Origin of the sequence: Microbacterium sp. NPDC087589 (genome assembly GCF_044743635.1) — a bacterium.
GTDB lineage: Bacteria > Actinomycetota > Actinomycetes > Actinomycetales > Microbacteriaceae > Microbacterium.
In genome coordinates, this window is record NZ_JBIUWV010000006.1 from 162,369 (window position 1) to 183,950 (window position 21,582).

The following is a 21,582-nucleotide window of genomic DNA, read 5'->3' on the forward strand; positions in this document are numbered from 1 at the left end:
GGATACTGGAGTCATGGCCAACGGCGGGCCCGTCTGCGGGCCGATCTCGACCTTCTCGCGAGTGCGGATCCTGCACGCGCTGTTCGAGGGCGGATCGGCGCAGAACGACACCGCGCAGACGCGTGCGGAGCTCACGATCGGCGAGCTGTGCGAGGCCACAGGGCTGCACCCCAACACGGTGCGCGAGCACCTGCAGCGCCTGATCGAGGGCGGCTACGTCATCCAGGCCAGCGAGCACCGCACCACCCGCGGCCGTCCGCGCACGCTCTACAGTGCGGCGACCGGAACAGCGGATGCCTCCAGCCCCATCGCCCGCAACAAGGCGAAGGCGGCTGCCGTTCGCGGCGATCTGCTGCGTCGAGTCCTTCCTGCGTCGGCATCCGCTCTGGGTCGTGACGCGACCTATCAGCTGGACGCCCTGATCGAACACTTGGAGGAGAGCGGCTTCGAGCCCGTCGTCGACGACGAGCAGCTCACTGTCGATCTCAGCCCGTGCCCGCACGCCGCGGGTCGCGCCGAAGACCGTCCGATGCTGTGCTCCGTGCACCTCGGCCTCATGCAGGGGGTGCTCACCGAAGCCGGTGGGCCGCTCGCCGCAGAGGCCGTGCGCACCTCCGCCCTCCCGGCGGATTGCACCGTGCAGCTGCGCCTGACGGAGATGACCGCCGCCTAGGCGAGCATCTGTCTTATTCACGGTCGGCGGCCCATCGGGGGCGGCGGACCCGTCGTTAGCGTGGCACCCGGCGCACAGAAGAACCGGCGCACAGAAGAACCTGGGCGCGGAAGAAGGAGTGGCTCATGGAATGGCTAGACCCGCTGGTCCTGTCTCGATGGCAGTTCGGTCTGACGACCGTCTACCACTACCTCTTCGTGCCTCTGACGATCGGCATGGCGCTCGTCGCCGCGATCTTCCAGACCGCGTGGGTGCGCACCGGCAAGGTGCAGTACCTGCACCTCACGCGCTTCTTCGGCAAGATCTTCCTGATCAACTTCGCCATGGGTGTCGTGACGGGCATCGTGCAGGAGTTCCAGTTCGGCATGAACTGGTCGGACTACTCCCGCTTCGTCGGTGACGTCTTCGGCGCCCCGCTGGCCTTCGAGGGGCTGCTCGCGTTCTTCTTCGAGGCCACGTTCATCGGCCTGTGGATCTTCGGCTGGGACAAGCTGCCGCAGAAGCTGCACCTCGCCACCATCTGGTGCGTCTCGATCGGCAGCATCCTGTCGGCGTACTTCATCATCGCCGCCAACGCGTTCATGCAGAACCCGGTCGGGTACGTCTTCAATCCCGAGACGAACCGTGCCGAGCTCACCGACTTCTGGGCGCTGCTGACGAACCCGGTTGCTCTCGCCGCCTTCCCGCACACGATCTTCGGTGCGCTGATGTTCGCCGCCGGTGTCGTGATCTCGGTCTCGGCCTGGCACCTCGCCCGCGGACAGCACTTCGACACCATGCGCATCTCGCTCAAGTTCGGACTCTGGGCGATGATCGTCTCGACCGCCGGCGTCGTGCTCACCGGTGACCAGCTGGGCCTCGCGATGTATGCCGCGCAGCCCATGAAGATGGCCGCGGCTGAAGCGACGTTCAACACGGTGTGCGGGCCGGATGCCTCGTTCAGCCTCTTCACCCTCGGCACCCCGGACGGCAGCTCCGAGCTGTTCAGCATCCGGGTGCCGTATCTGCTGTCGCTGCTGTCGACGCACACGTTCGACGCCTGCGTGCACGGCATCAACGACCTCAACGCCGAGTACGCCACGACCTTCGCCGACACGGGCCTCACCGAGTTCGCGCCGGTGCTCTGGGTCACGTACTGGGCGTTCCGCTGGATGATCGGCCTCGGCATGGCCGCCGCGCTCGTCGCGGTCGTCGGTCTGTGGGTCACCCGCAAGGGAGCCAAGAACCCGCCGGCCCCGTGGATGTGGAAGCTCGCGATCTGGTCGTTCCCCCTCGCGCTCGTCGCCAACATCATGGGCTGGGTCTTCACCGAGATGGGCAGACAGCCCTGGATCGTGTTCGGCCTGATGACCACTCAAGACGGCGTCTCGCCGGGAGTCAGCGGCGTCGAGGTCCTCATCTCGCTGATCGCCTTCACCGCGATCTACGCCGCGCTCGCCGTGGTCGAGATCCGCCTCATCATCAGAGCGGCCCAGAAGGGCCCTGACACCGAAGAGCAGCCCCACGAGGAGACGGCCCAGCTGCCGTCGGTCGTGTACTGAGAAAGGGATCAGTCATGGAATACATGTGGTTCTGGATCGTCGCCTTCCTCTTCGTCGGCTACTTCGTGCTCGACGGGTTCGACTTCGGCGTGGGCATGTCGCTGCCGTTCCTCGGCAGGAACGACGTCTCGCGTCGCCAGGTGATCAACACGATCGGCCCGATCTGGGATCTCAACGAGACCTGGGTCATCGTCGCCGGCGCCTGCCTGTTCGCGTCGTTCCCCGAGTGGTATGCGACGCTGTTCAGCGGGTTCTACCTGCCGCTGCTGCTGATCCTGCTCGCGCTGATCTTGCGCGGCGTCTCGTTCGAGTACCGGCACCAGCGCGAGAGCGCCCAGTGGAAGCGCGGCTTCGACCGGATGATCGTGATCGGCTCTGCCGTGCCCGCACTGCTGTGGGGTGTCGCCTTCGGCAACATCGTGCAGGGGGTGGCGATCGACGAGAGCCACATCTACGTCGGTGGCTTCTTCGCCCTGCTCAACCCCTATTCGCTGCTCGTCGGCGTCACGACGCTGCTGCTCTTCTTCCTGCACGGCGTGCTGTTCGTCTCGCTCAAGACCGACGGGCAGGTGCACGCGGATGCTCGTCGCCTGGTGAAGCTCGCCGCCGGCCCCACGGTGCTCGCTGCCGCCGGCACCGTGATCTGGACCATCGGCATCGCCTGGGGTCGTGAGGCTCCACTGATGCTGATGGTGGTCGGATGCGGTCTGGTCGCCGCGCTCGCGCTCATCGCCTCGGTGCTGTTCTCGCTGCGTGGTCGCGACGGGCGGGCGTTCACGGCGGGAGCTGTCACCGTGGCATCCGCCGTCGTGATGCTGTTCGCCGCGCTGTTCCCCTACGTGATGCCGTCGACGATCGACCCGGCCTTCAGCCTCACGATCGAGAACGCATCGAGCACGCCGTATACGCTGACCATCATGAGCTGGACCGCCCTGATCGCCCTGCCGCTGGTGCTCGCGTACCAGACGTGGACGTATTGGATCTTCCGCAAGCGCGTCACCCGCAGCTCGATCGAGGGGGCTCCGGCGCACGCGTGAGACACGGCTTCTGCTCTGGTCGCAGTTCGCGCCGCCTTCCTGATCGGGGAGCGGCACGAACTGCGACCGGAGCGACCTCTCTCGGGTCTGTGGCGTGGGAGGTGTGCTCGTGAAGCCGGTAGACATCCGGTTGATCCGATATGCCAGCGCCGCCCGCGGGTTCCTGCTGCTGTCGGGCGTTATCGGCGTCGCGCAGACGGCGGTGACGATCGCGTTCGCCTGGATGCTGACGGATGCCGTCACCGGCGCGCTCGCCGGACGCGATGTCGCCACCTCGCTGCTGTGGCTGCTCGGTCTCGCGGGGCTTCGGGGCGTGCTGATCGCCGCCTCGGATGCCGCCGGAACCCGCGCTGCGGCGAAGACCGGGATGCAGCTGCGGGCCGCGCTGATCGCCGCGGTCGGTCGCCTCGGACCGGGGTGGCTCGCCCAGCGCAATCAGGCTGGGCTCGCCGTGACCGCCGGGCACGGGCTCGAGGCGCTCGACGCGTACTTCGCCCGATATATCCCGCAGCTCGTGCTCACGGTCGTCGCGACGCCAGTGCTGGTGGCGGTCATGTGGTGGCAGGACTGGCCGAGCGGGCTGACCGCGGTCATCACGTTGCCGCTGATCCCGCTGTTCCTGATCCTCATCGGCATCGCCACCCGCACGGTGCAGCGCAAGCAGTGGCAGACGCTGCAGCGTCTCGCGGCGCGCTTCGCCGACACCGTGCAGGGCCTCTCGACGCTGCGCCTGTTCGGACGAGAGCGCCGCGCCGCTGCGCAGATCGAGCAGACGGCCGACGACTACCGCCGCGAGACCATGAAGGTGCTGCGGTTCTCTTTTCTCTCGGGCTTCTCGATGGAGTTGCTGGCCTCGATCGCGGTGGCTCTGATCGCGGTGGCGGTCGGGTTCCGTCTGCTCTCGGGTGATCTGTCTCTCGAGGTCGGATTGTTCGTGTTGCTGCTCGCGCCCGAGGCCTTCCTGCCGATCCGCCAGGTGGGGGTGCAGTTCCATGCAGCCGCCGAGGGGGTTGCGGCGACGGAAGACGTGTTCGAGGTGCTCGACCTGGCGGAGGACCTGGTGGACTCTCGGTCGGCCGGTGTTCACAACTCAGGAACGAATGCCGCGAAGGGGATCATGGCGGGGTCGGAGGGGCACGATTCGGGTGCTCTTCCTGAGTTGCGAACGGCGAATGCGCGAGAACTCGTCATCTCCGACCTGCGGGTGCGCGATCTGCCGCCGGTGTCGTTCACCGCCGAGCCCGGCACCATCACACTGATCGAGGGGCCGAGCGGGGCCGGCAAATCGAGCCTGCTGGCCGCCCTGCGCGGCGCCGTCGAGTTCGAGGGGGCGGCTGCGGTCGGCGGGGTGGATGTGAGCGAGCTCGCGCCATCGGAATGGCTGGCGTGGAGCGGGCAGCGCCCACAGCTGAGTCGCGGCACGATCGCCGCGAACGTGGCGCTGGGCGATGAGACCCCGGATGCCGACGGCATCCGCCGTGCCCTGGATAACGCGTGCGCGAACGACGTCGACCCGGCGCTCGAGCTGGGTGTGCAGGGCAGCGGGCTCTCTGGGGGACAGGCGCAGCGGGTCGCGGTCGCGCGGGCGCTGTATCGACAGGCGCAGCGCCCCGATGCGGTGCTGGCGCTCGATGAGCCGTCCAGTGCCCTGGACCCGGAGACCGAGCAGCGTCTGTGGAACTCACTGCGTGCGAGGGCGGATGCCGGGGCGACGGTGCTGCTCGTCTCGCACCGTCGGTCGGCACGGGACGTGGCCGATCAGCTCATCGAGCTGGGGGTGAGCGTGTGACCCTTCGACAGGCTCAGGGACCCGGTGGGGCGGCGGACCAGGGACCCGGTGCGGCGGCGGATCAGGGATCCGGTACGGAACAGACTCAGGGACCCGGTTCGGCGGCGCGCGTGCGCGGCATCCTTCGTCTCGCGCAGCCGCCTCTGCGTCGCTTCCTTCCCGGCGCGATCTGGGGCTTCCTGTCGGCGGGGGCCGCGGTGAGTCTGCTCGCCGTGAGCGGCTGGCTGATCGTCAGCGCGTCGATCGTGGATTCGCTCGTGCCGCTGTCGATCGCCGTGGTGGGCGTCCGGTTCTTCGCGGTGTCGCGCGCCGTCACCCGCTATCTCGAGCGGCTGAGCGGTCATGACGCGGCGCTGCGTCAGCTCGCATCGACCCGCGCCGACATGGTGCGGCGGCTGACTCCGCTGTCGCCTGCCGGACTCGGACGCACCGACCACGGCCGCGTGCTGTCGGCTCTGGTCGACGACGTCGAGAATCTGCAGAACCTGCCGCTGCGCGTGGTTCAGCCGCTCGCGGTGGCGGGGCTCGTGGCGCTCGGTGCGGTGGGGTTCCTCGCGTTCGTGTCGGTACCCGCTGCCCTGACCCTGGCCGCCTGTCTGGTGATCGCCGCAGCCGCGGCGATCGGCCTCGGATGGTTGTTCGGGTCCCGCGCCGAGGCCGCGGTCTCACGTCGCCGCGGCGACCTGTCGGCCGCGCTGACCGACTACTTCGGCGCACTCGACGTGCTGCTCGCCTACGGTGCCGAGCCGCAGGCCCGCGAGCGGATTCGACAGGCGGATGCTGAGCTTCGCCGGGCCGTGAGTCGCGCCTCGCTCGCGCAGGCGATCGCAGCCGGGATCGTGTCGGCGGTGGCGGGTGCCGCATCGGTCTGGGCGCTCGCCGTCGCTTCCCCGGGGTTGACGACCGGAGCGATCGACGGCCCCTGGCTCGCGGTCGCCGTGCTCGTGCCGATGGTCGTGTTCGAGGTCTTCGGCGCGGTGCCGATCGCCGCGGCATCGTGGCGGAGTGTGCGGTCGAGCGCCGAGCGCATCGTCGACGTGCTTCCGTCTGAGGTGCCCTCCGAGCTGCGGTCCGACGACGGTGACGACGCCGAGATCGACGGCGTGCCCGCGCTGCGACTGCGAGATGTGCGGGCATGGTGGCCGGGCGGGATGCCCGCGCTGCGCGGAGTCGACCTCGATCTGCATCCGGGCGAACGTGTGCTCGTGTCGGGGCCGAGCGGTGCGGGCAAGAGCTCGCTGGCCGCAGCGCTCGTGGGATTCCTGCGGGTCGAGGGCCAGTACTCGGTCGGCGGGCGGAATGCCGCCCTGCTGTCGGGGGCGGCGCTGCGCCGCACGATCGGGCTGTGCGAGCAGAGTCCGCAGCTGTTCGACGAGGACATCCGGCAGAACCTGCTGTTCGCCCGCGACTCGGCGACGGACGACGAGCTGCTCGCAGTGCTCGACCGGGTGGGGCTCGGCTCGTGGGCGCGCGAGCGCGGGGGATTGGATGCGCGTGTCGGCGACCGTGGTGGCCTCGTGTCGGGCGGTCAGGCGCAGCGCATCGCCCTGGCTCGCGCGCTGCTGCGCGGCTTCCCGGTGCTCGTGCTCGACGAGCCGACGGCGGGCGTCGACCCCGATGCATCCGATGCCCTGCTGCGCGACCTGCTGCAGGCGGCGGGGGAGCAGTCAGTGCTGCTGATCTCGCACGTCGCCCCGCCGGCGGGAACCGTCGACCGGATCGTCAGGTTGCAAGACGGGCGCACGGTCTCGTTGTAGTCGGGTCTGCCGGGTGGGGTGGCGAAGGTCGTCTGCAGAGTGGGGTCGGTGTGGGCCGTTTGCAGGATGCTGGCACGGATGTCGGGGGGAAAACCGGTTCTGGTCCTGCAGGCGTGCGTCGGTCCTGCAGGCGGTGCGCCGAGGAGATCGGGATGACGTGCCGGGTGGGGTTGGTTGGGGTCGTTTGCGGGATGCTGGCACGGATGTCGGGTGGATAACCGGGTTCTGGTCCTGCAGGCGTGCGTCGGTCCTGCAGGCGGTCGGCCGAAGGTGTGGGCGGATGCTCCCCGGACGAAGCAGACCGAGACCCGTCTCAGACGTTGAGGTCGGCGCGCGGCTCCATCACGATCCCCTGGGCCTCGAACACGCGGCGGCGCTCCTCGATGCGTCGGTGCAGTTCGATCTGCGCGTCGTCCACCAGCTGCGGGTCGAGGTCCACCGTCGCCGGGCGCGGGTCGCCGTGGTTGGCCTCGATGTAGGCGTCGAGCTCGGGACCAGACGTCCATGACGTGATCAGGGCGTAGCGCGGGGCGGTGCCGCGGTGCCAGACCGCGTGCCAGAAGCGCTGGGTGTCGACGATGATGCGGGAGCCCTCGCGCAGCGGCAAGCGGATCTCGGTCGCGGGGTCGAAGCGGTCGGAGCGCAGCAGGAGCAGCGAGTCGGTGTCGTCGGAGAGGTTGTAGTAGCCGCGCACGACCCATCCGGTGCCGTCGTCGTTGAGGCGGTTGTTGTCGTCCTGGTGCAGGTTGTAGACAGCATCCGCGTACTCATTGGGCTGCAGCTCGATGACGCGGCAACGGCCCACTCCGGCGCCGGGTTCGAGTGCGCGCCGCTGCAGAGTCGGGGCGACCGCGACCTGAGACTCGACCCAGACACCGTCCTTGTCGGTGCGGGGCGGGGTGTGGTTCCAGAAGCCGTTGCACTCGATCGCGCCGGCATAGCTCGCGAGCGGGGCGAAGCGGGTGACGCCGGATGAGCGCCAGCCGATGTACTCGAGGTCGAGCCACTCGGCGGGATCGGATGCCTGGTCGTGGTCGTCGAGCACGACGTAGCCGGTCTCGGCCAGCGCCTCTGATGTGATGAAGCCCATTGCGTCCCCTCCGTGAGCATGCCTTAGGCCATCCTAACCAGGACGCCAGGCGGACGCCGGGGGAGGGGTGGGGTAAAACCGGACGGGTTGCCACGCGGCAGGGGGTCCTGTCCCTGACGAGACCCTCCCTGCCGTCCGAAACCCCTGCGTCGGTCGACCTGTGCTGCCGAGACCCGCCTTGCCGAGCGAGACCCATGTGCAGACCGCGGGTCTCATTCGAAGATTAGGGTTTCAGTCGAGGATCAGGGTCTCGGTCGAGGATCAGGGTCTCGGTCGAGGATCAGGATCTCAATCGAGGATGCCGCCGATTCGCGCCGTGGCGCGGGTTGTCGTAAGCTAGTCCGCGGTGACGTGTCCGAGCGGCCGAAGGTGCAACACTCGAAATGTTGTGTAGGTTAATCCCTACCGTGGGTTCAAATCCCACCGTCACCGCCGCTGTGATGTCGCAGGACATCGTGAACGGTTGAACCCCCGGTTTCGGGGGTTCAACCGTTTTTGCGTTGGTAGTTCTTTTCTGGGTTGAGGGTGAATTCGGCGAGGAGTTCGCCGGTGGTGAGGATGATGATCGTGGCGTCGTCGTTGTGGACGAGGCAGATGATTTCGGTGCGGGTGTGGGCGCGTCCGATGCCGAGGTGGAGGAGTCTTCCGTGGTGGCGGAGGGTGATTTTTCCGTCGTTGTCGATGGTGTCGTAGCGGACGCGCCAGATGTTCGGGTCGTCGGGTCGTGCGGGGTCGGCTTTCGGGATGAGTTCGTAGGCGAACGTGGGGGTTTTGCGTCCGAGGGCGCGGTGTGGTCGGACGGTGTTGTAGTAGTCGCGGAACGCGTCGAGGGTGTGTTGCAGCTCGGTGATGGTCGCGGCGGGGTGGGCTCGGAGGTGGTTCTTCAGCGTCTGCCAGAACCGTTCGATCTTGCCTTGTGTGGTGGGTTTGAAGGGTTTGCCGTTCTTTTGGATGATGCCCAGGGTGGCGAGGAGAGTTTCGAACGCGTTGCCGGCTCCGTCGCCGCGCCCTCTGCCTCCGCGGGCGAGGCGGGTGGTGTAGACCATGCCGTTATCGGTGAGCGTTGCGGCGGGATACCCGTGCTCGTGGGCTGACGCGGTAAACGTGTCAGTGACGGTGTGTCCGGTGATGCGCGGGTGGGCGCTGAGATGCAGCAGATAACGGGAATGATCGTCGATCCAGCCGATCACTTCGACGTCCGCGCCGGTGCTGAGGGACACGTGGGTGAAGTCGGATTGCCAGAGCTCGTTGGGGCGGTCGGCGGTGAATCGGCGCCAGGACGAGCGGGGACGCTTCTGTGGTTGCGGGCTGACCTTGCCCGCTGCGGTGAGGATCCGCCAGATCGTCACCCGGGACAGGGAGATGCGTTCACGGGCCAGGTGCTCGCTGATCGTGTCCGCCCCGGCATCGACGCCGAGGGCGATGAGTTCATCTCGCAGTGCGAGGACTCGTTCGCGGATTCGGTCGGGCGTTCGAGTGGGTGACGAGCGGGGACGCCGCGAGCGAGGCTCGTACGCGGCGTCGCCTTCGACGAGCCACCGGTGATGGAGCTTGTGGACCAGCGTTTTGGAGACGCCGTATCGCGCGGCCACCTCGCCGTAGGAGAGCTTCTGGATCGTCACGGCTTTGATGAGGATCTCGTACTTGGCCACCGTTCACGATGTCCTGAGACACCACCACTCCACCAGACCAGCCGTTCACGATGTCCCGAGACACCCGTTCACGATGTCCTGAAACCAGACACCACCGTCACCGCCACCACGAAGGCCCCGACTCCCCTTGTAACGACTGGGATTCGGGGCCTTCTTCATAGCCCGGATGCGCCGTGCGGTAACACAGCAGTAACAGTTCCTTGACCATGGTCATAGCCGCCGGATCGTCTCGTGCGCGTCTGTACACCCAGACCTGGTCGACGGCAGAGGCGGCTTCCGACAACCATCCGCGGGGCCGTCGAGATCCAGCAGTCACCTGGCGGAGTGGTCTTCCACCGCTCGACCGAGCGCGCGCGGAGCACCATCACTGATCCCCAGTTCGACTTCGTGAGTTCCAATCCGTCCGGCGTCCGATTCGACTTTCAGACGGATGCGGAGTGGGTTGAGCTCGAGGCGGCCATCGCCCGCGGAGTCCCTTTTCGGTGCTCCCATCATGGACTCGTTCATTGGTGTCGAGATCGATGGCGTCAAGATTGCACCTCTGAAGTTCGACGCCCAGACGGTCCTTTCGCTGGATGCGTCCGATCAGTCCATTGTCGTGCCCGCGGGTCCCTCGCGCATTCGGGTCGACCTCGGTGCCGATTCGACGCGCCGCCGAGTGCGCATATGGCTACCCACGAACGCTCGCGTCGCAGTCATCGACTTCGGCGTCGCCCCGCGCGCTTCCCTGCGAGCAAGCGATGCCGCGGGTCGGCGGTGGACCGATCACGGCAGCTCTATCAGTCAATGCGCGGATGTCGACCTCCCGATGGATGCGTGGCCGATTGCGGTCGCTCGTCACAACGACGTTGAACTGGTCAGTCTCGGTCTGGGTGGCCAGTGCCACCTTGATGCCGCTATGGCTCGCTGTATCGTCGACACCGCGCCAGATATCGTGAGTCTCGAGATCGGCATCAACATCGTCGGGGGAGTGACGATAACCGAGCGTACGTTCCTACCGGCGCTCCACGATTTCGTCGACATCATCCGCGCAGAGTTGCCACTCGTCCCAATCGTGCTGGTCAGTCCAATCTACTGCGAGCAGCTCGAGTTCGAACCTGGGCCACTCGTGATGGGTGAGAGTGGAAGCTACTTCCGCGCACAGAGCGGTGCGGCTATCGGCGGATCTCTCACCCTCGGCAGAGTCCGAGAGATCATGAAGCTGCACGTCGAACAGCGGACCAGCGCGGGCGACGACAACATCCGGTACGTCGATGGTTTGGAGCTCTTCAGCGCCGAGGACGCCGCACCTCCTACCGGATGCGTTGCCCCCTGACGCAGAAGGCTACCGCCGGATCGCGGATCGGTTCTCAGTCAAGGTGTTCACGTAAGCCATCTTGCGAAGGCGACGGGTACCAGCTTGTGACTACGAGCCGCTCGCGCGGGCTGCTCGTGAAGTGTGACGTGGTGATTGAGAGCGTCGTAGACGCAACTCCGTCCACTCCCGTGGTCTGGCAGGCATGAACTGATCGTCTGAGCTCGTCGACCTGTACTGACAGGTACGCGGGCGGGCTCCCATTACGAGTGTGAGTCGAGGAAGTTTCGACCATGTAAAGATGCGACCATTACACATCTGATGTCTTGTTCCTCAGACATTAGATATGTAACGTCGGGCTCATGACCTATTCAGACCCCGCAGAGACACGATCGTGCTGATCTCACCATCGGAGCAGGAAAAGCTTCTCCTCGCTGTTGCGGGAATCGTCGCGAGAGATCGACACGGCAGGGGTCTGCGCCTCAATCATCCGGAGTCGGTCGCCCTGCTTGCGACCTGGGTGATCGAACGCGCCCGAGAGGGCAGCTCTGTCGTCGAACTCATGTCCGAGGGGCGAACCGTTCTGACCCGCGCAGATGTGTTGGAAGGTGTGGCGGAGATGCTCACCGACATTCAGGTCGAAGCCACCTTTCCCGACGGTCGCAAGCTCGTGACCATCCACGATCCTATCGACTGAGCAGGCGACGACAACATGGTACATATGCAGGAGTCAGGGCCCGGAGCGATCCGCGTCGCACCGGGTACTCACACGCTCAACTCTGACCGTCACGACGACGAACGAAACTCAATCGTCTTCGTCAACTCGGGCGACCGGCCGATTCAGATCGGTTCTCACATCCATCTTCCCGACGTCAACCCCGCACTCGAGTTCGATCGTGCGACGGCTCTCGGCCACCGTCTCGACATCCCATCGGGAACCTCGCAGCGTTTCGAGCCGGGGGCATCGCGCCGACTACCTGTCGTCCGGCTGCGAGGTCGCGCTTTCGTCGCGGGTATCAGGATCGTGGATAGGAGAGCTCATGAGTGAAATCGACCGGCGCCGCTACGCCTCTCTGTACGGGCCGACGGTCGGAGACCAGGTCCGGCTCGGCGACACCGACCTCTGGATCGAGGTCGAGCAGGACTTCACCTTCGGAGGCGAGGAGGCCGTGTTCGGCGGAGGAAAATCGATCAGGGAGTCCATGGCGCAAGGAACGGCGACCCGCGCCGACGGAGCTCTCGACACCGTCATCACCAACGTCATCGTGCTCGACTGGTGGGGAGTCGTTCGTGCTGATGTCGGATTGCGGGAGGGCCGCGTCGTTGCATTGGGGCGCGCGGGCAACCCCGACATCGCCGACGGCGTGCACCCTGAACTGCTAATCGGTCCTTCGACGGACGTGATCGCGGGAGAAGGGAAGATCTTGACCGCAGGGGCGATCGATTCGCATGTGCACCTGCTGTCGCCGTCACAGCTGCACGAGGCCTCGGCTGCCGGCATCACCACTGTCGTCGGTGGGGGCACGGGTCCCTCGGAGGGCTCGAAGGCGACAACGGTGACGGCCGGAGCGTGGCATCTCAAGGCGATGCACCGGGCACTCGACGACTACCCGATGAACGTGCTGCTTCTCGGGAAGGGCAACACGGTCTCGTCGGCGTCACTCGCCGAGCAGGCCCTGGCTGGCGCCGCAGGATACAAGGTGCACGAGGATTGGGGCGCCACACCTGCAGCGATCAATTCCGCACTTACCGCGGCCGACGAGTTTGGGCTTCAGGTTGCGTTGCACTCCGACTCTCTCAATGAGGCGGGCTATCTTGAATCGACGGTCGATGCTATCGGCGGCCGCTCGATACACGCCTTCCACGTCGAAGGCGCGGGTGGTGGGCATGCTCCCGACATCTTGAGTATCGCGGCCATGGAAAATGTCCTTCCCGGGTCCACCAACCCGACCCTGCCGCATACAGTCAACACTGTCGCAGAGCATCTCGACATGCTCATGGTCTGTCATCATCTGAAGTCCTCCGTGCCTGAAGACCTGGCCTTCGCCGAGTCGAGGATCCGGGCGACCACGATCGCTGCCGAGGACATCCTGCACGATCTGGGTGCGCTGTCTATCACCTCATCGGATGCCCAAGCTATGGGGCGGATCGGAGAGACCATCACACGGACGTGGCAGGTGGCGCATGTCATGAAGCATGCCAGGGGCAAGCTGCACCAGCGGGAGCGGGCGGACAACACCCGCGCGTGCAGATACGTCGCGAAGTACACGATCAATCCTGCGATCGCGCACGGCATCGACCGTGTCGTCGGGTCGATCGAGCAGGGCAAGATCGCCGACCTCGTCCTCTGGGATCCTCGCTTCTTCGGCGTGCGTCCGTCGCTCGTGGTCAAGGGAGGCGCCATCGCCTGGGCGGCCCTCGGCGACCCGAACGCCTCCATCCCAACCCCTCAACCCGTGCTGATGAGGGAGACCTTCGGCGCGATCACCGGCGCTGATCACAGCATCACTTTCGTGTCCCCCGCAGCTTCCGGACTCGCGGACGAGCTGGGGCTCCGACGTCGTATCGACATCGTGGATCCGACGCGGGATGTCGGCAAGCGAAACATGAAGAACAACGACGCCATGCCGCGCATCGACATCCGAGCAGACACTTTCGAGATCGCCATCGACGGCGAGCCCGTGCGCCCGGCGCCCTCGGAGCTCCTCCCGCTCGCGCAGCTCTACAACCTCTTCTGATGGCCTATGTCTGCGGCCTTTCTCACGTTTCTCCTGAACGACTCTCGGCTCCCGGCCGGCTCGCACGTCTCGTCCTCCGGACTGGAGCCTGCGCTCGCTGCCGGCATGCCTCCGAGCGATGTGTTCGCGTATATCGACTCCAGGTTGCGCGCGAGTGCGACGGTGGAAGCAGCGACTGCTGTGGTCACCGCACATGCAGTCCGATCGGCTGGTCCCAGCGAACTCGAGTCGTCATTGTCCCGAATCGAGAGGGAATGGGTCGCGCGGACCCCGGTCCTCGACGTCCGGAAAGTCTCCCGTGGATTGGGACGTGGTCTGCTCCGGTTCTCGCGCGTCCTCTTCCCGTCTGCAGATCAGCGACGACGACTCGATGCCTTGCCGGTCCTGCCTCCGCGCGCCATGGTGACGGGGACGTTCGCAGCGCTCGCCGGCATTTCCGCTCACGATCTGGTGCGTTCCGTCTTCTACGACGAGGCGATGGCCGTGGTGACGGCATACCTGAAGCTCGCGCCGGCCGATCCCTCCACCGTGATCTCCGGCGCCGTGCAGATCTGCGCTGACCATGAGAGCCGGATCGAGTCGCTCGTCGAAGTGCGCGATCCCCGATCCATCCCGTCCTCTTCCGCCCCGCTCCACGAACTGTGGGCGTTCCAGCACTCCCGAAGAAAGCAGAGGCTCTATCGTGCATGAATCCACCCCTCGAACCACCCTGAGGCTTGGGGTAGCAGGCCCCGTCGGTACCGGGAAGAGCTCTCTCATCGCCACGGTGTGCAGAGCCCTGTCGGGTGAACTCCGACTGGGTGTCATCACGAACGACATCTACACCGACGAGGACGCGCGCTTCCTTCGTTCCGCCGGTGTCCTGGAGCCGGAGCGTATCCGTGCTGTCGAGACCGGGGCATGCCCGCACACTGCCATCCGCGATGACATCACCGCGAATCTCCTGGCAGTCGAAGACCTCGAACACGACTTCGCTCCTCTCGACGTCGTACTCGTCGAGTCCGGCGGTGACAACCTGACGGCCACGTTCTCGCCTGCTCTGGTCGACGCCCAGCTGTTCGTGCTCGATGTCGCGGGAGGTGGCGACGTCGCCCGCAAGGGAGGACCGGGGATCGCCCGCGCGGACCTGCTCATCATCAACAAGACCGACCTCGCTCCGCACGTGGGAGTGGACGTCGAACTGATGCTCAGCGATGCAGCGGTCGCGCGTGACGGGCGAGTCGTCCTCGCGCTCTCCAGGCACGACGACGACTCCGTCCTCGCGCTCAAGGCCTGGGTGCTCCGTACGCTCGGTGAGTTGCGATCGGGAGCCCTCGTGCCGCAGGACCCCGGTCCGATGGCCCCGCACTTCCACGCCGATGAGGACGGCGACCACGAGCACCCGCACAGCCATGATCACGATCACGCGCACACCCATGTCGAAGGCGACGAACACGAACCCCGTGCGGTGCGCGACGAGTGACCACTCGCATCCGCGTCGCGCCCGGCGAGCAAAGAGCGTCGGTCGCACTCGAGGGAACGCTGCTCGTACCGCGGCTCATCGAACGAGGTCCGCGACATGTGCGCGTCGCCTTGCTCAGCGGCGGCGCGATGCTGCTCGGAGGGGACTCCGTGCGCATCGACGTGAGAGTCGATGACGGGTGCGATCTGGAGATCATCGACGTCGGCGGCACCGTGGTCTATCCGAGCGATGGAGCCGAGTCGGAGTGGGTCTTCAGCGCCGTGATCGGAGACCGTGCCTCGCTGCGATGGGACGCGCACCCCATGGTCGTCTCCGACCAGGCGCACGTGGTGCGCCGCTCCGAGGTCCGTCTGATCGGTTCGGCTCGTCTGCATCTGCGCGATGTCATCGTTCTCGGCAGGGCGGAGGAGCTGGGCGGAATCGTGCACTCCTTCCTGCACATCGAGGACGGCGAGGGGGCGATCCACGTGGAGGAGTTTCGCGTGGACGGACAGCGTCCCGATCTGACCGGCACGAACGGATGGAGGGTCGTCGACTCCGTGCAGATCGTGGATCCCACCGCCTCCGGCGTGCAGTCGACCGATGATCACACGACAGTCATGGACTTCGGTGCCGGGCGGTTCGGCGCGCGGTGGCTCGGCACCGAACTCCATCTCTCACCCTTCGAGAACACTCGTCCACTATGACCGGCACGCCTGAGGAGGCCGCAGATGTCCATAGACCAGATCGCTCCCACTGACTCCCGCCGACGTGAGGTGCGCGACCTGATGCCCGCCGTGGTCATCGTCGTCGGGCTCCACCTCGTCGGTTGGGGCGTGCTTCTGCTGGCCGTCGTCCCTCAAGGCTTCGTGATGGGCTCCCAAGCAAGCGGAGCCACGGTGTTCGGCGCTGCGCTCGGAATCGCCGCCTACCTGCTCGGGATGAGACATGCTTTCGACGCAGACCACATCGCGGCGATCGACAATACCACGCGCAGGATGGTCGAACTGGGCAGGCCGTCATCGTCGGTGGGACTGTGGTTCTCTCTCGGGCATTCCTCCGTGGTGCTCCTGATGTGCATCGTCCTCGCTTTCGGCGTCCATGCGGCCGGCGAACTCCTTCTCGACGAGGATTCCGCATTGCAGACCTTCACGGGTTTCTGGGGGCCGACGTTCTCAGGAGTGTTCCTCCTTCTCCTGGGCGTGCTGAACCTCATCGCGTTGCGGCGTCGCCGTCGGCGCGATGTCTATTCGGTCCACTCGGTGGGCGGGCCGGTGACCCGGGTTCTCGAGCGGGTGGGCGCGAAGATCGACAACCCTCGCCGGATGTACCTCGTCGGAATGCTCTTCGGGTTCGGGTTCGACACCGCGACGGAGGTGGGCCTGCTCATCCTCGCCGGCACGTCATCGATCTCAGGAGTACCGTGGTACGCGATTCTCGTCCTACCCGTGCTCTTCGCCGCGGGGATGACGTTGCTCGACACGGCGCAGGGGGCTGCCATCGGCCGAGCGTACAGAGCCACGGCGAACACCGGCGCTCTGCGCAACCATGCCGTGCTCCTGACCCTCGTCGGCATCGTCGTGGCATTCGTCGTCGGAATCGTCCAGCTCGTCGACGTCGTTCTCGCCGCGGTCGGTGAGCCTGCGTGGGGCATCGACGTGTCCTATCTGGGTATCGGTCTGACGGCGGCGCTGCTCCTGATCTGGGGCCTTGCCTCGCTGCACGCCCGGGCGGCCCGCCGTCGCTGAGTTCGCCGCGGGGAGAGGGGCCTCGACCAGAACAGAACCGGGTGGGTGTCTCAGGGACACCCACCCGGTTCTGTCTCGTGGAGATGCTTACTGGAGCATCGGGGTCAACTGCGCGACGGCGGAGTTCAGTTGCTCTTCCGGATCACTGCCGTAGGCGATGTTCTTCAGAGCGGTCTCGACGATCTGGCTGTACTGCGAGAACGCGACCGTCGGGGGACGCGGCTGGCCCCACTGGGTCAGCTCTTCGAAGAACAGCGCACGAGGCGGCTCGTGGAACTCCGGGATCTCGTCGTACACCGATGTCAGGTTCGGCAGGCGGCTCTCGGCGATGCTGTGGTTCTTCGCGCCGTCGCCAGTGCTCGCCCACACGACGAACTCCGCAGCCTCATCGGCGTTCTTTGACTTACTGCTCACGCCCAGCGTCACTGCGCCGGTGTGCACGATCGGCGACTTGATGTACGGAAGGGGCGCGACGCCCCACTCGAAGTCCACGCCCTCCACGGCGGAGATGCCCAGCGACTGGAAGATGTCGAAGCAGGCGATTCCGTCGGCGAATGCGTTCGGACGGCCGGTCTTCGAGGTGACGGCAGTGTCGCCGTTGAAGAGCGACTGGTAGAACTCGGCGGCCTCGATGGCCTCCGGCGTGTTCAACCAACCATCGACTTCGTCGCCATCGGGAGACAGGGCGTAGAACGTCTTGTACGCACTGGAGTCCTTCGGCGCGTCCGGGTCGCCGGCACTGCGCAGGTACAGCAGGTCGCTGTACACGGGGCCAGGTGTACCCGAACCGAGCTGTGTCGGAGCGAGGCCGTAGATGTCGGGATTCTCCGGCGTGCCTTCCTGGCACTGCATCATCGCCTCGTGAGCCTCAGCCCAGGTCCAGCCGTCCTCGAGCGTCGTGGGAACTTCGATGCCGGCTGCGTCGGTCAGCGTCTTGTTGTAATAGAGGACGAGTGCGTCCTGGATGACGCCCATCGAGTAGATCTGGTCGTCGTAGGTCACTTCCTTCAGCGTCGCGGGGAGGACGTCGTCCTTCCAACCGTCGGGGAGGTACTCGTCCAATGGGAGCAGAACACCCTCGGAGGCATAGTTCGCGGTGTTCGGCATGTCGTACCCGTAGATGTCGGGCGGATTGGCCGAGGTGCTGAGCACGCTCACCTTGTCGGCGAACTGGCCGAAGGGCACTTCGGTGAGGTCGAACTGGACTCGGCCGTCCGTGTACTCGGTGTAGGCCTCCATCTGTGCGTCGGTGGGCACGTTGTCCGCCGAGCGGATGACGGTGAGCGTCACCGTCCCGTCGGAGGAGGTCGAACCGTTGTCGGCCGAGCATCCGCTCAGGACCAGAGCCGTTGCGGAGATCGCGCCGACAGCGAGAAGGGTGACACGCCGTGCGCGTCGCTGTGGTGCAAGGGAGTGCATTCGTCGCTCCTTTTCAGCTGGCGCATCGTCACGCCAGAAGTGGTGGCGATGCGTCTTCGCATCGCCGTGCAGTCGAGCCCTACCTCCCCTCTGACAGCGTGCGGAACATCAGATCGTTGAAGAGTGTCGCGTCGGCGCCGAGTGCCACGTGACAGTTCGCGGCGCTGCGCGCACGATTGTCGACGTCGACGATGGTCTTGCCGAAAGACAGGGGGCTCACCGTGTCGATTTGCACGCGGTACGGCGCGACATCGAGCACCGCGGGGTCGAGAAGGTAGGCGATGCACAGCGCATCGTGCACCGGAGCCGTGTCTGCTGCGCCGGTGGGCAGGATCTCGTTGTACCCCGTGATGCGTTGCTCGATGATGGCCGCAGCGGCGACGGCCGCCGGGGTGCCCGTGGCGCGCAGAGCGCGTGTCTGGTCGAGCGAGACGATCGCTTCATGCGTGGCGTCGAGCGGCACCAGCACCAGACGTTCGAAGCCCGCCTGGAACACGACGTCGGCGGCCACCGGGTCATGCCAGATGTTGGCTTCGGCCGCCGGGGTGACGTTGCCCAACGCGTGAGCGCCGCCCATCAGCACGACCTCATCGACCGCGTCGACGATCCGAGGATCGAGAGTGATCGCCGCGGCGATATTGGTCAGCGGTGCGACCGGTACGAGGGTGACTCGCTCGGTGGCGGCGCGCAGCGTCTCGACGAGCCATTCGACGGCCGGCGTCGCGCGCACATCACTCGTGCGTGAAGCGATCGGGAAGTCGTGGGGATGGACGATCGTCCTGTCGCTGTCGGCGTAGTCGGGAAACAGGAAGGGGATGGGCGCGTAGGGCTTCCCCAGTCCGCGATACACCGGCACATCGGAGTGGTCGATGTGGTCGAGCACGCGGAGGGTGTTCTCCGTCGTGGTGTCGACATCGTGGTTTCCCCATACAGTCGTGCACGCGATCAGATCGAGGTCCGGGGAGAGGCCCGCCATCATGATCGCGATCGCGTCGTCGGTCCCTGTGTCGACATCGAGGATGAGTCGTCTGTTCATCTGCTTCACCTCGTTCGAGGGCGGGTGGTGAAAGGTGCGCGGCCGCGATCGGCTACGACCGCGCACCGGTCTTGTCAGGCGCTGAGGCGCTTGATGGCGTCGACGATGAGATCCCAGAAGGCGTCGAAGTCGAGCTTCGTGGCAGCCAGGTTGTTGAACGGCTGTCCGCCGGTGCCGGTGAAGTCCGTCACCGTCTCGCCGTAGGTCCACTGACCCTTGGTCTCGACCGCGATCCACGCCTCTTCCGAGTGCACGACCTCGGGCGCGATGACACGGGCGACCGCGCATGCATCGTGGATGGGCGGGTACGGCATCTTCCAGACCGACTCGTAGCCGGCTCCGAAGAAGTCGAGCCACTCGTCGACGACGCGCGAGAGGTCGGTGCCGATGGCACGGATCCGATCGCGGACCTCGGGGGTGGCGATCGCCTGGTGCGTGAGGTCGAGCCCGACCATCGTGACCGTCCAGTCGGCGGCGTACACGGCTGCTGCAGCCTCGGCGTCGGCGAGCACGTTGAACTCGGCCGCGGCGGTGGCGTTTCCGATGGTGTAGCCGCCGCCCATGTGGACGACCTCTTTGACCCGACCCACGATGCGCGGCTCGAGACGCATCGCCAGGGCGAGGTTGGTCAGAGGTCCGGTGGGCACGAGGGTGTACTCGCCGGGCTCGCCTGCCATCACGAGGTCGATGATGAGCTGTGCGGCAGAACGCGGATCCAGTTCCATCGAGGGCTCGGGAAGCTCGGGTCCGTCGAGACCGGTGACACCGTGCACCGATCCCGCGTCCACGCTGCCGTCGGTGATCTGTTCGCGCACGAGCGGGAACTCGGCACCGCGAGCGATCGGGATGTTCGTCGCTCCCACGAGCGTGGCGACGCGCATGGCGTTGTAGGTCGTCTTCTCCAGCACCTGGTTTCCGGCGACGGAGGTGATGGCCGCGAGTTCGATCTCAGGGTTGCCCTGAGCGAGCAGAATCGCGATCGCGTCGTCGTGCCCGGGGTCGACGTCGAGGATGATCTTCTGAGGCATGGTGCCGAACTCCTTGATTGTAATAACGATTACGCACGAGCCTCGACTAAGCGGGGCGTCATTGCCGTGGGCCACCCGGCCCGTGGGCGTTGTGGTGGGGTGGCTCGACTGTACATGTCCAACCTCTGATGTGCAAGACATCTGTTCTCTGTTTTTGCGTTGGAAGCGAGAACGATTACGCTTGCGCCGAAGCGGCGATGGCTGCGCGATCGACGATGAGCAGGCGGAGATGGACATGCTGTATGAAACGGCGGGCTGGATCGGGATGATCCTCGTTTTGAGCGCCTTCGCGATGCTGGCGAGCCAGCAGCTCGACAGCCGGAGTGTGGTCTACCACTCGCTCAACGCCACGGGAGCCTTCCTCATGGTGCTGAGCACCGTCGCCAGCCAATCGTGGCCCGCGGTCGTGCTCAACTCGGCATGGAGCGCCATCGGCGTCATCACGCTCGTGCACATCCTGGTGACCCGACGCCGCGCCGCTCAGAGCGCGATGATCCCCGGCAACGCGCCCGTGCTCCAGGAGGCCGTGGGCCGAGCGGTGTCGGAGCGGTGATGCGCGCTCCGACACCGGCGGTCGAACGGTCGCCGGCGTCAGCCTCGGGGGACCAGTGTCGTGCGGGGCGCGTGGGGGAACATGGCCGTGTCGAGCGCGCACAGATGCGTGCGCATCTCGGTCGTCGCGGTCGCGGAGTCATGGTTCGAGATCGCGCTGAGCACCTTCCGGTGCTCATCGATCTGCGCGGTCCGATCACGCAGATCGAGCATTCCGCGCTGATTCACGAGCGCCCACAGCGGGTGGGTCTCGACGCTGACGAGCTGCGACACGATGTCGGCGAGCACATGGTTGCCGCAGGTGGGGGCGAGATCGGCGTGGAAGCGCAACCCGAGCGCGACGAAGTCGGCGATGCGCGTCTGATCATGGGCGATCGCCGCGGCCTCCTCCACATTTCTCTCGAGCCTCTCCAGCTGCGCACCGGTGATGCGTTCAGCGGCCAGGCCAGCAACCAGGGGCTCGATCGAGAGCCGCGCTTCGATGAGATCGCGAGGCGGCGAGTCGAGCGGGGACCCAGAATCGGACGCGACCGCAGCGAGGCGCTTCACGAAGGTGCCGTCGCCGTGGCGGACCTCGATCGACCCGACCAGCTCCAGCGCCAGGAAGGCCTCTCGGGCGGTCGCGCGCGAGACTCCGGCGTCGGCGGCGATGTCGCCGTGCGAGGGGAGGCGGTCGCCCGGAGCGTAGTCTCCGTTCGCGATCGCCGAGAGAAGATCTTGCGCAACGGTGAGATAGCGACGTCGCGAGGGAGAGTCCGGTGGCATGTATCGACCGTAGCGCCTCGCG

20 protein-coding genes and 1 tRNA gene are annotated in these 21,582 nt (G+C 66.2%); 15 read left to right on the forward strand and 6 right to left on the reverse strand.

Annotated elements, in window-relative coordinates:
- The first annotated feature begins 13 nt into the window (after nt 1-13).
- The 5 genes from ACIOU8_RS13740 to cydC all read left to right on the forward strand — a co-directional run bounded on the left by ACIOU8_RS13740 (nt 14) and on the right by cydC (nt 6,797).
- Nucleotides 14-673 carry a helix-turn-helix transcriptional regulator gene (locus ACIOU8_RS13740; protein WP_400790481.1) on the forward strand — a complete coding sequence of 220 codons (660 nt, stop codon included), beginning with the start codon at nt 14-16 and terminating at the stop codon, nt 671-673.
- 125 nt (nt 674-798) lie between these two features.
- Nucleotides 799-2,214, forward strand: coding sequence for a cytochrome ubiquinol oxidase subunit I (locus tag ACIOU8_RS13745; protein WP_400790484.1), 1,416 nt, complete (start codon nt 799-801; stop codon nt 2,212-2,214).
- Between the two features lie 14 nt (nt 2,215-2,228).
- The gene (cydB, locus tag ACIOU8_RS13750; RefSeq protein ID WP_400790486.1) at nt 2,229-3,251 is read left to right on the forward strand and encodes a cytochrome d ubiquinol oxidase subunit II; all 1,023 of its coding nucleotides are present in this window, start codon (nt 2,229-2,231) and stop codon (nt 3,249-3,251) included.
- A 109-nt stretch (nt 3,252-3,360) separates the two neighbouring features.
- Nucleotides 3,361-5,040 carry a thiol reductant ABC exporter subunit CydD gene (gene cydD / locus ACIOU8_RS13755; protein WP_400790489.1) on the forward strand — a complete coding sequence of 560 codons (1,680 nt, stop codon included), beginning with the start codon at nt 3,361-3,363 and terminating at the stop codon, nt 5,038-5,040.
- A gap of 110 nt (nt 5,041-5,150) precedes the next feature.
- Nucleotides 5,151-6,797, forward strand: coding sequence for a thiol reductant ABC exporter subunit CydC (gene cydC / locus ACIOU8_RS13760; RefSeq protein WP_400790707.1), 1,647 nt, complete (start codon nt 5,151-5,153; stop codon nt 6,795-6,797).
- Between the two features lie 313 nt (nt 6,798-7,110).
- Here cydC and ACIOU8_RS13765 read toward each other — a convergent pair whose 3' ends face one another.
- Nucleotides 7,111-7,887, reverse strand: coding sequence for a hypothetical protein (locus tag ACIOU8_RS13765; RefSeq protein ID WP_400790492.1), 777 nt, complete (start codon nt 7,885-7,887; stop codon nt 7,111-7,113).
- A gap of 345 nt (nt 7,888-8,232) precedes the next feature.
- Between ACIOU8_RS13765 and ACIOU8_RS13770 the strand changes: the two genes are divergently transcribed.
- Nucleotides 8,233-8,319: transfer RNA gene (locus ACIOU8_RS13770), tRNA-Ser, on the forward strand.
- A gap of 53 nt (nt 8,320-8,372) precedes the next feature.
- Here ACIOU8_RS13770 and ACIOU8_RS13775 read toward each other — a convergent pair.
- The gene (locus ACIOU8_RS13775) at nt 8,373-9,539 is read right to left on the reverse strand and encodes an IS481 family transposase (protein WP_400790494.1); all 1,167 of its coding nucleotides are present in this window, start codon (nt 9,537-9,539) and stop codon (nt 8,373-8,375) included.
- A 493-nt stretch (nt 9,540-10,032) separates the two neighbouring features.
- On the opposite strand from ACIOU8_RS13775, the gene ACIOU8_RS13780 reads away from it, so the two are divergent.
- From ACIOU8_RS13780 to ACIOU8_RS13815, 8 genes are all read left to right on the forward strand, one after another.
- On the forward strand, nt 10,033-10,854 hold the full coding sequence (locus tag ACIOU8_RS13780) for an SGNH/GDSL hydrolase family protein (protein WP_400790496.1): 822 nt from the start codon (nt 10,033-10,035) through the stop codon (nt 10,852-10,854).
- Nucleotides 10,855-11,227: 373 nt separating this feature from the next.
- Nucleotides 11,228-11,530, forward strand: coding sequence for an urease subunit gamma (locus ACIOU8_RS13785; RefSeq protein ID WP_400790498.1), 303 nt, complete (start codon nt 11,228-11,230; stop codon nt 11,528-11,530).
- 24 nt (nt 11,531-11,554) lie between these two features.
- Nucleotides 11,555-11,881 (forward strand): urease subunit beta, encoded by a 327-nt coding sequence (gene ureB / locus ACIOU8_RS13790; RefSeq protein ID WP_400790500.1) that lies wholly within the window; start codon nt 11,555-11,557, stop codon nt 11,879-11,881.
- A complete protein-coding gene (locus ACIOU8_RS13795) occupies nt 11,874-13,571 on the forward strand; it encodes an urease subunit alpha (RefSeq protein WP_400790502.1) in 1,698 nt (565 codons plus the stop codon). The genes ureB and ACIOU8_RS13795 overlap by 8 nt, the downstream gene beginning before the upstream one ends.
- Before the next feature lie 105 nt (nt 13,572-13,676).
- Nucleotides 13,677-14,261 carry an urease accessory UreF family protein gene (locus tag ACIOU8_RS13800; RefSeq protein ID WP_400790503.1) on the forward strand — a complete coding sequence of 195 codons (585 nt, stop codon included), beginning with the start codon at nt 13,677-13,679 and terminating at the stop codon, nt 14,259-14,261.
- A complete protein-coding gene (gene ureG / locus ACIOU8_RS13805) occupies nt 14,254-15,033 on the forward strand; it encodes an urease accessory protein UreG (RefSeq protein ID WP_400790505.1) in 780 nt (259 codons plus the stop codon). Before ACIOU8_RS13800 ends, ureG begins: the two co-directional genes overlap by 8 nt.
- Entirely contained in the window at nt 15,030-15,719 is a 690-nt protein-coding gene (locus ACIOU8_RS13810) for an urease accessory protein UreD (RefSeq protein ID WP_400790507.1), read from the forward strand. Before ureG ends, ACIOU8_RS13810 begins: the two co-directional genes overlap by 4 nt.
- A gap of 24 nt (nt 15,720-15,743) precedes the next feature.
- Nucleotides 15,744-16,760 carry a HoxN/HupN/NixA family nickel/cobalt transporter gene (locus tag ACIOU8_RS13815; protein WP_400790509.1) on the forward strand — a complete coding sequence of 339 codons (1,017 nt, stop codon included), beginning with the start codon at nt 15,744-15,746 and terminating at the stop codon, nt 16,758-16,760.
- An 87-nt stretch (nt 16,761-16,847) separates the two neighbouring features.
- Here ACIOU8_RS13815 and ACIOU8_RS13820 read toward each other — a convergent pair whose 3' ends face one another.
- The 3 genes from ACIOU8_RS13820 to ACIOU8_RS13830 all read right to left on the reverse strand — a co-directional run bounded on the left by ACIOU8_RS13820 (nt 16,848) and on the right by ACIOU8_RS13830 (nt 20,243).
- Nucleotides 16,848-18,179 carry an ABC transporter substrate-binding protein gene (locus tag ACIOU8_RS13820; RefSeq protein ID WP_400790511.1) on the reverse strand — a complete coding sequence of 444 codons (1,332 nt, stop codon included), beginning with the start codon at nt 18,177-18,179 and terminating at the stop codon, nt 16,848-16,850.
- Between the two features lie 79 nt (nt 18,180-18,258).
- Nucleotides 18,259-19,215 (reverse strand): nucleoside hydrolase, encoded by a 957-nt coding sequence (locus tag ACIOU8_RS13825; protein WP_400790514.1) that lies wholly within the window; start codon nt 19,213-19,215, stop codon nt 18,259-18,261.
- 74 nt (nt 19,216-19,289) lie between these two features.
- On the reverse strand, nt 19,290-20,243 hold the full coding sequence (locus ACIOU8_RS13830; protein ID WP_400790517.1) for a nucleoside hydrolase: 954 nt from the start codon (nt 20,241-20,243) through the stop codon (nt 19,290-19,292).
- Between the two features lie 235 nt (nt 20,244-20,478).
- On the opposite strand from ACIOU8_RS13830, the gene ACIOU8_RS13835 reads away from it, so the two are divergent.
- A complete protein-coding gene (locus ACIOU8_RS13835) occupies nt 20,479-20,796 on the forward strand; it encodes a hypothetical protein (protein ID WP_400790520.1) in 318 nt (105 codons plus the stop codon).
- A gap of 38 nt (nt 20,797-20,834) precedes the next feature.
- Here ACIOU8_RS13835 and ACIOU8_RS13840 read toward each other — a convergent pair whose 3' ends face one another.
- The gene (locus tag ACIOU8_RS13840; RefSeq protein ID WP_400790523.1) at nt 20,835-21,560 is read right to left on the reverse strand and encodes a FadR/GntR family transcriptional regulator; all 726 of its coding nucleotides are present in this window, start codon (nt 21,558-21,560) and stop codon (nt 20,835-20,837) included.
- Nucleotides 21,561-21,582: the final 22 nt, after the last annotated feature.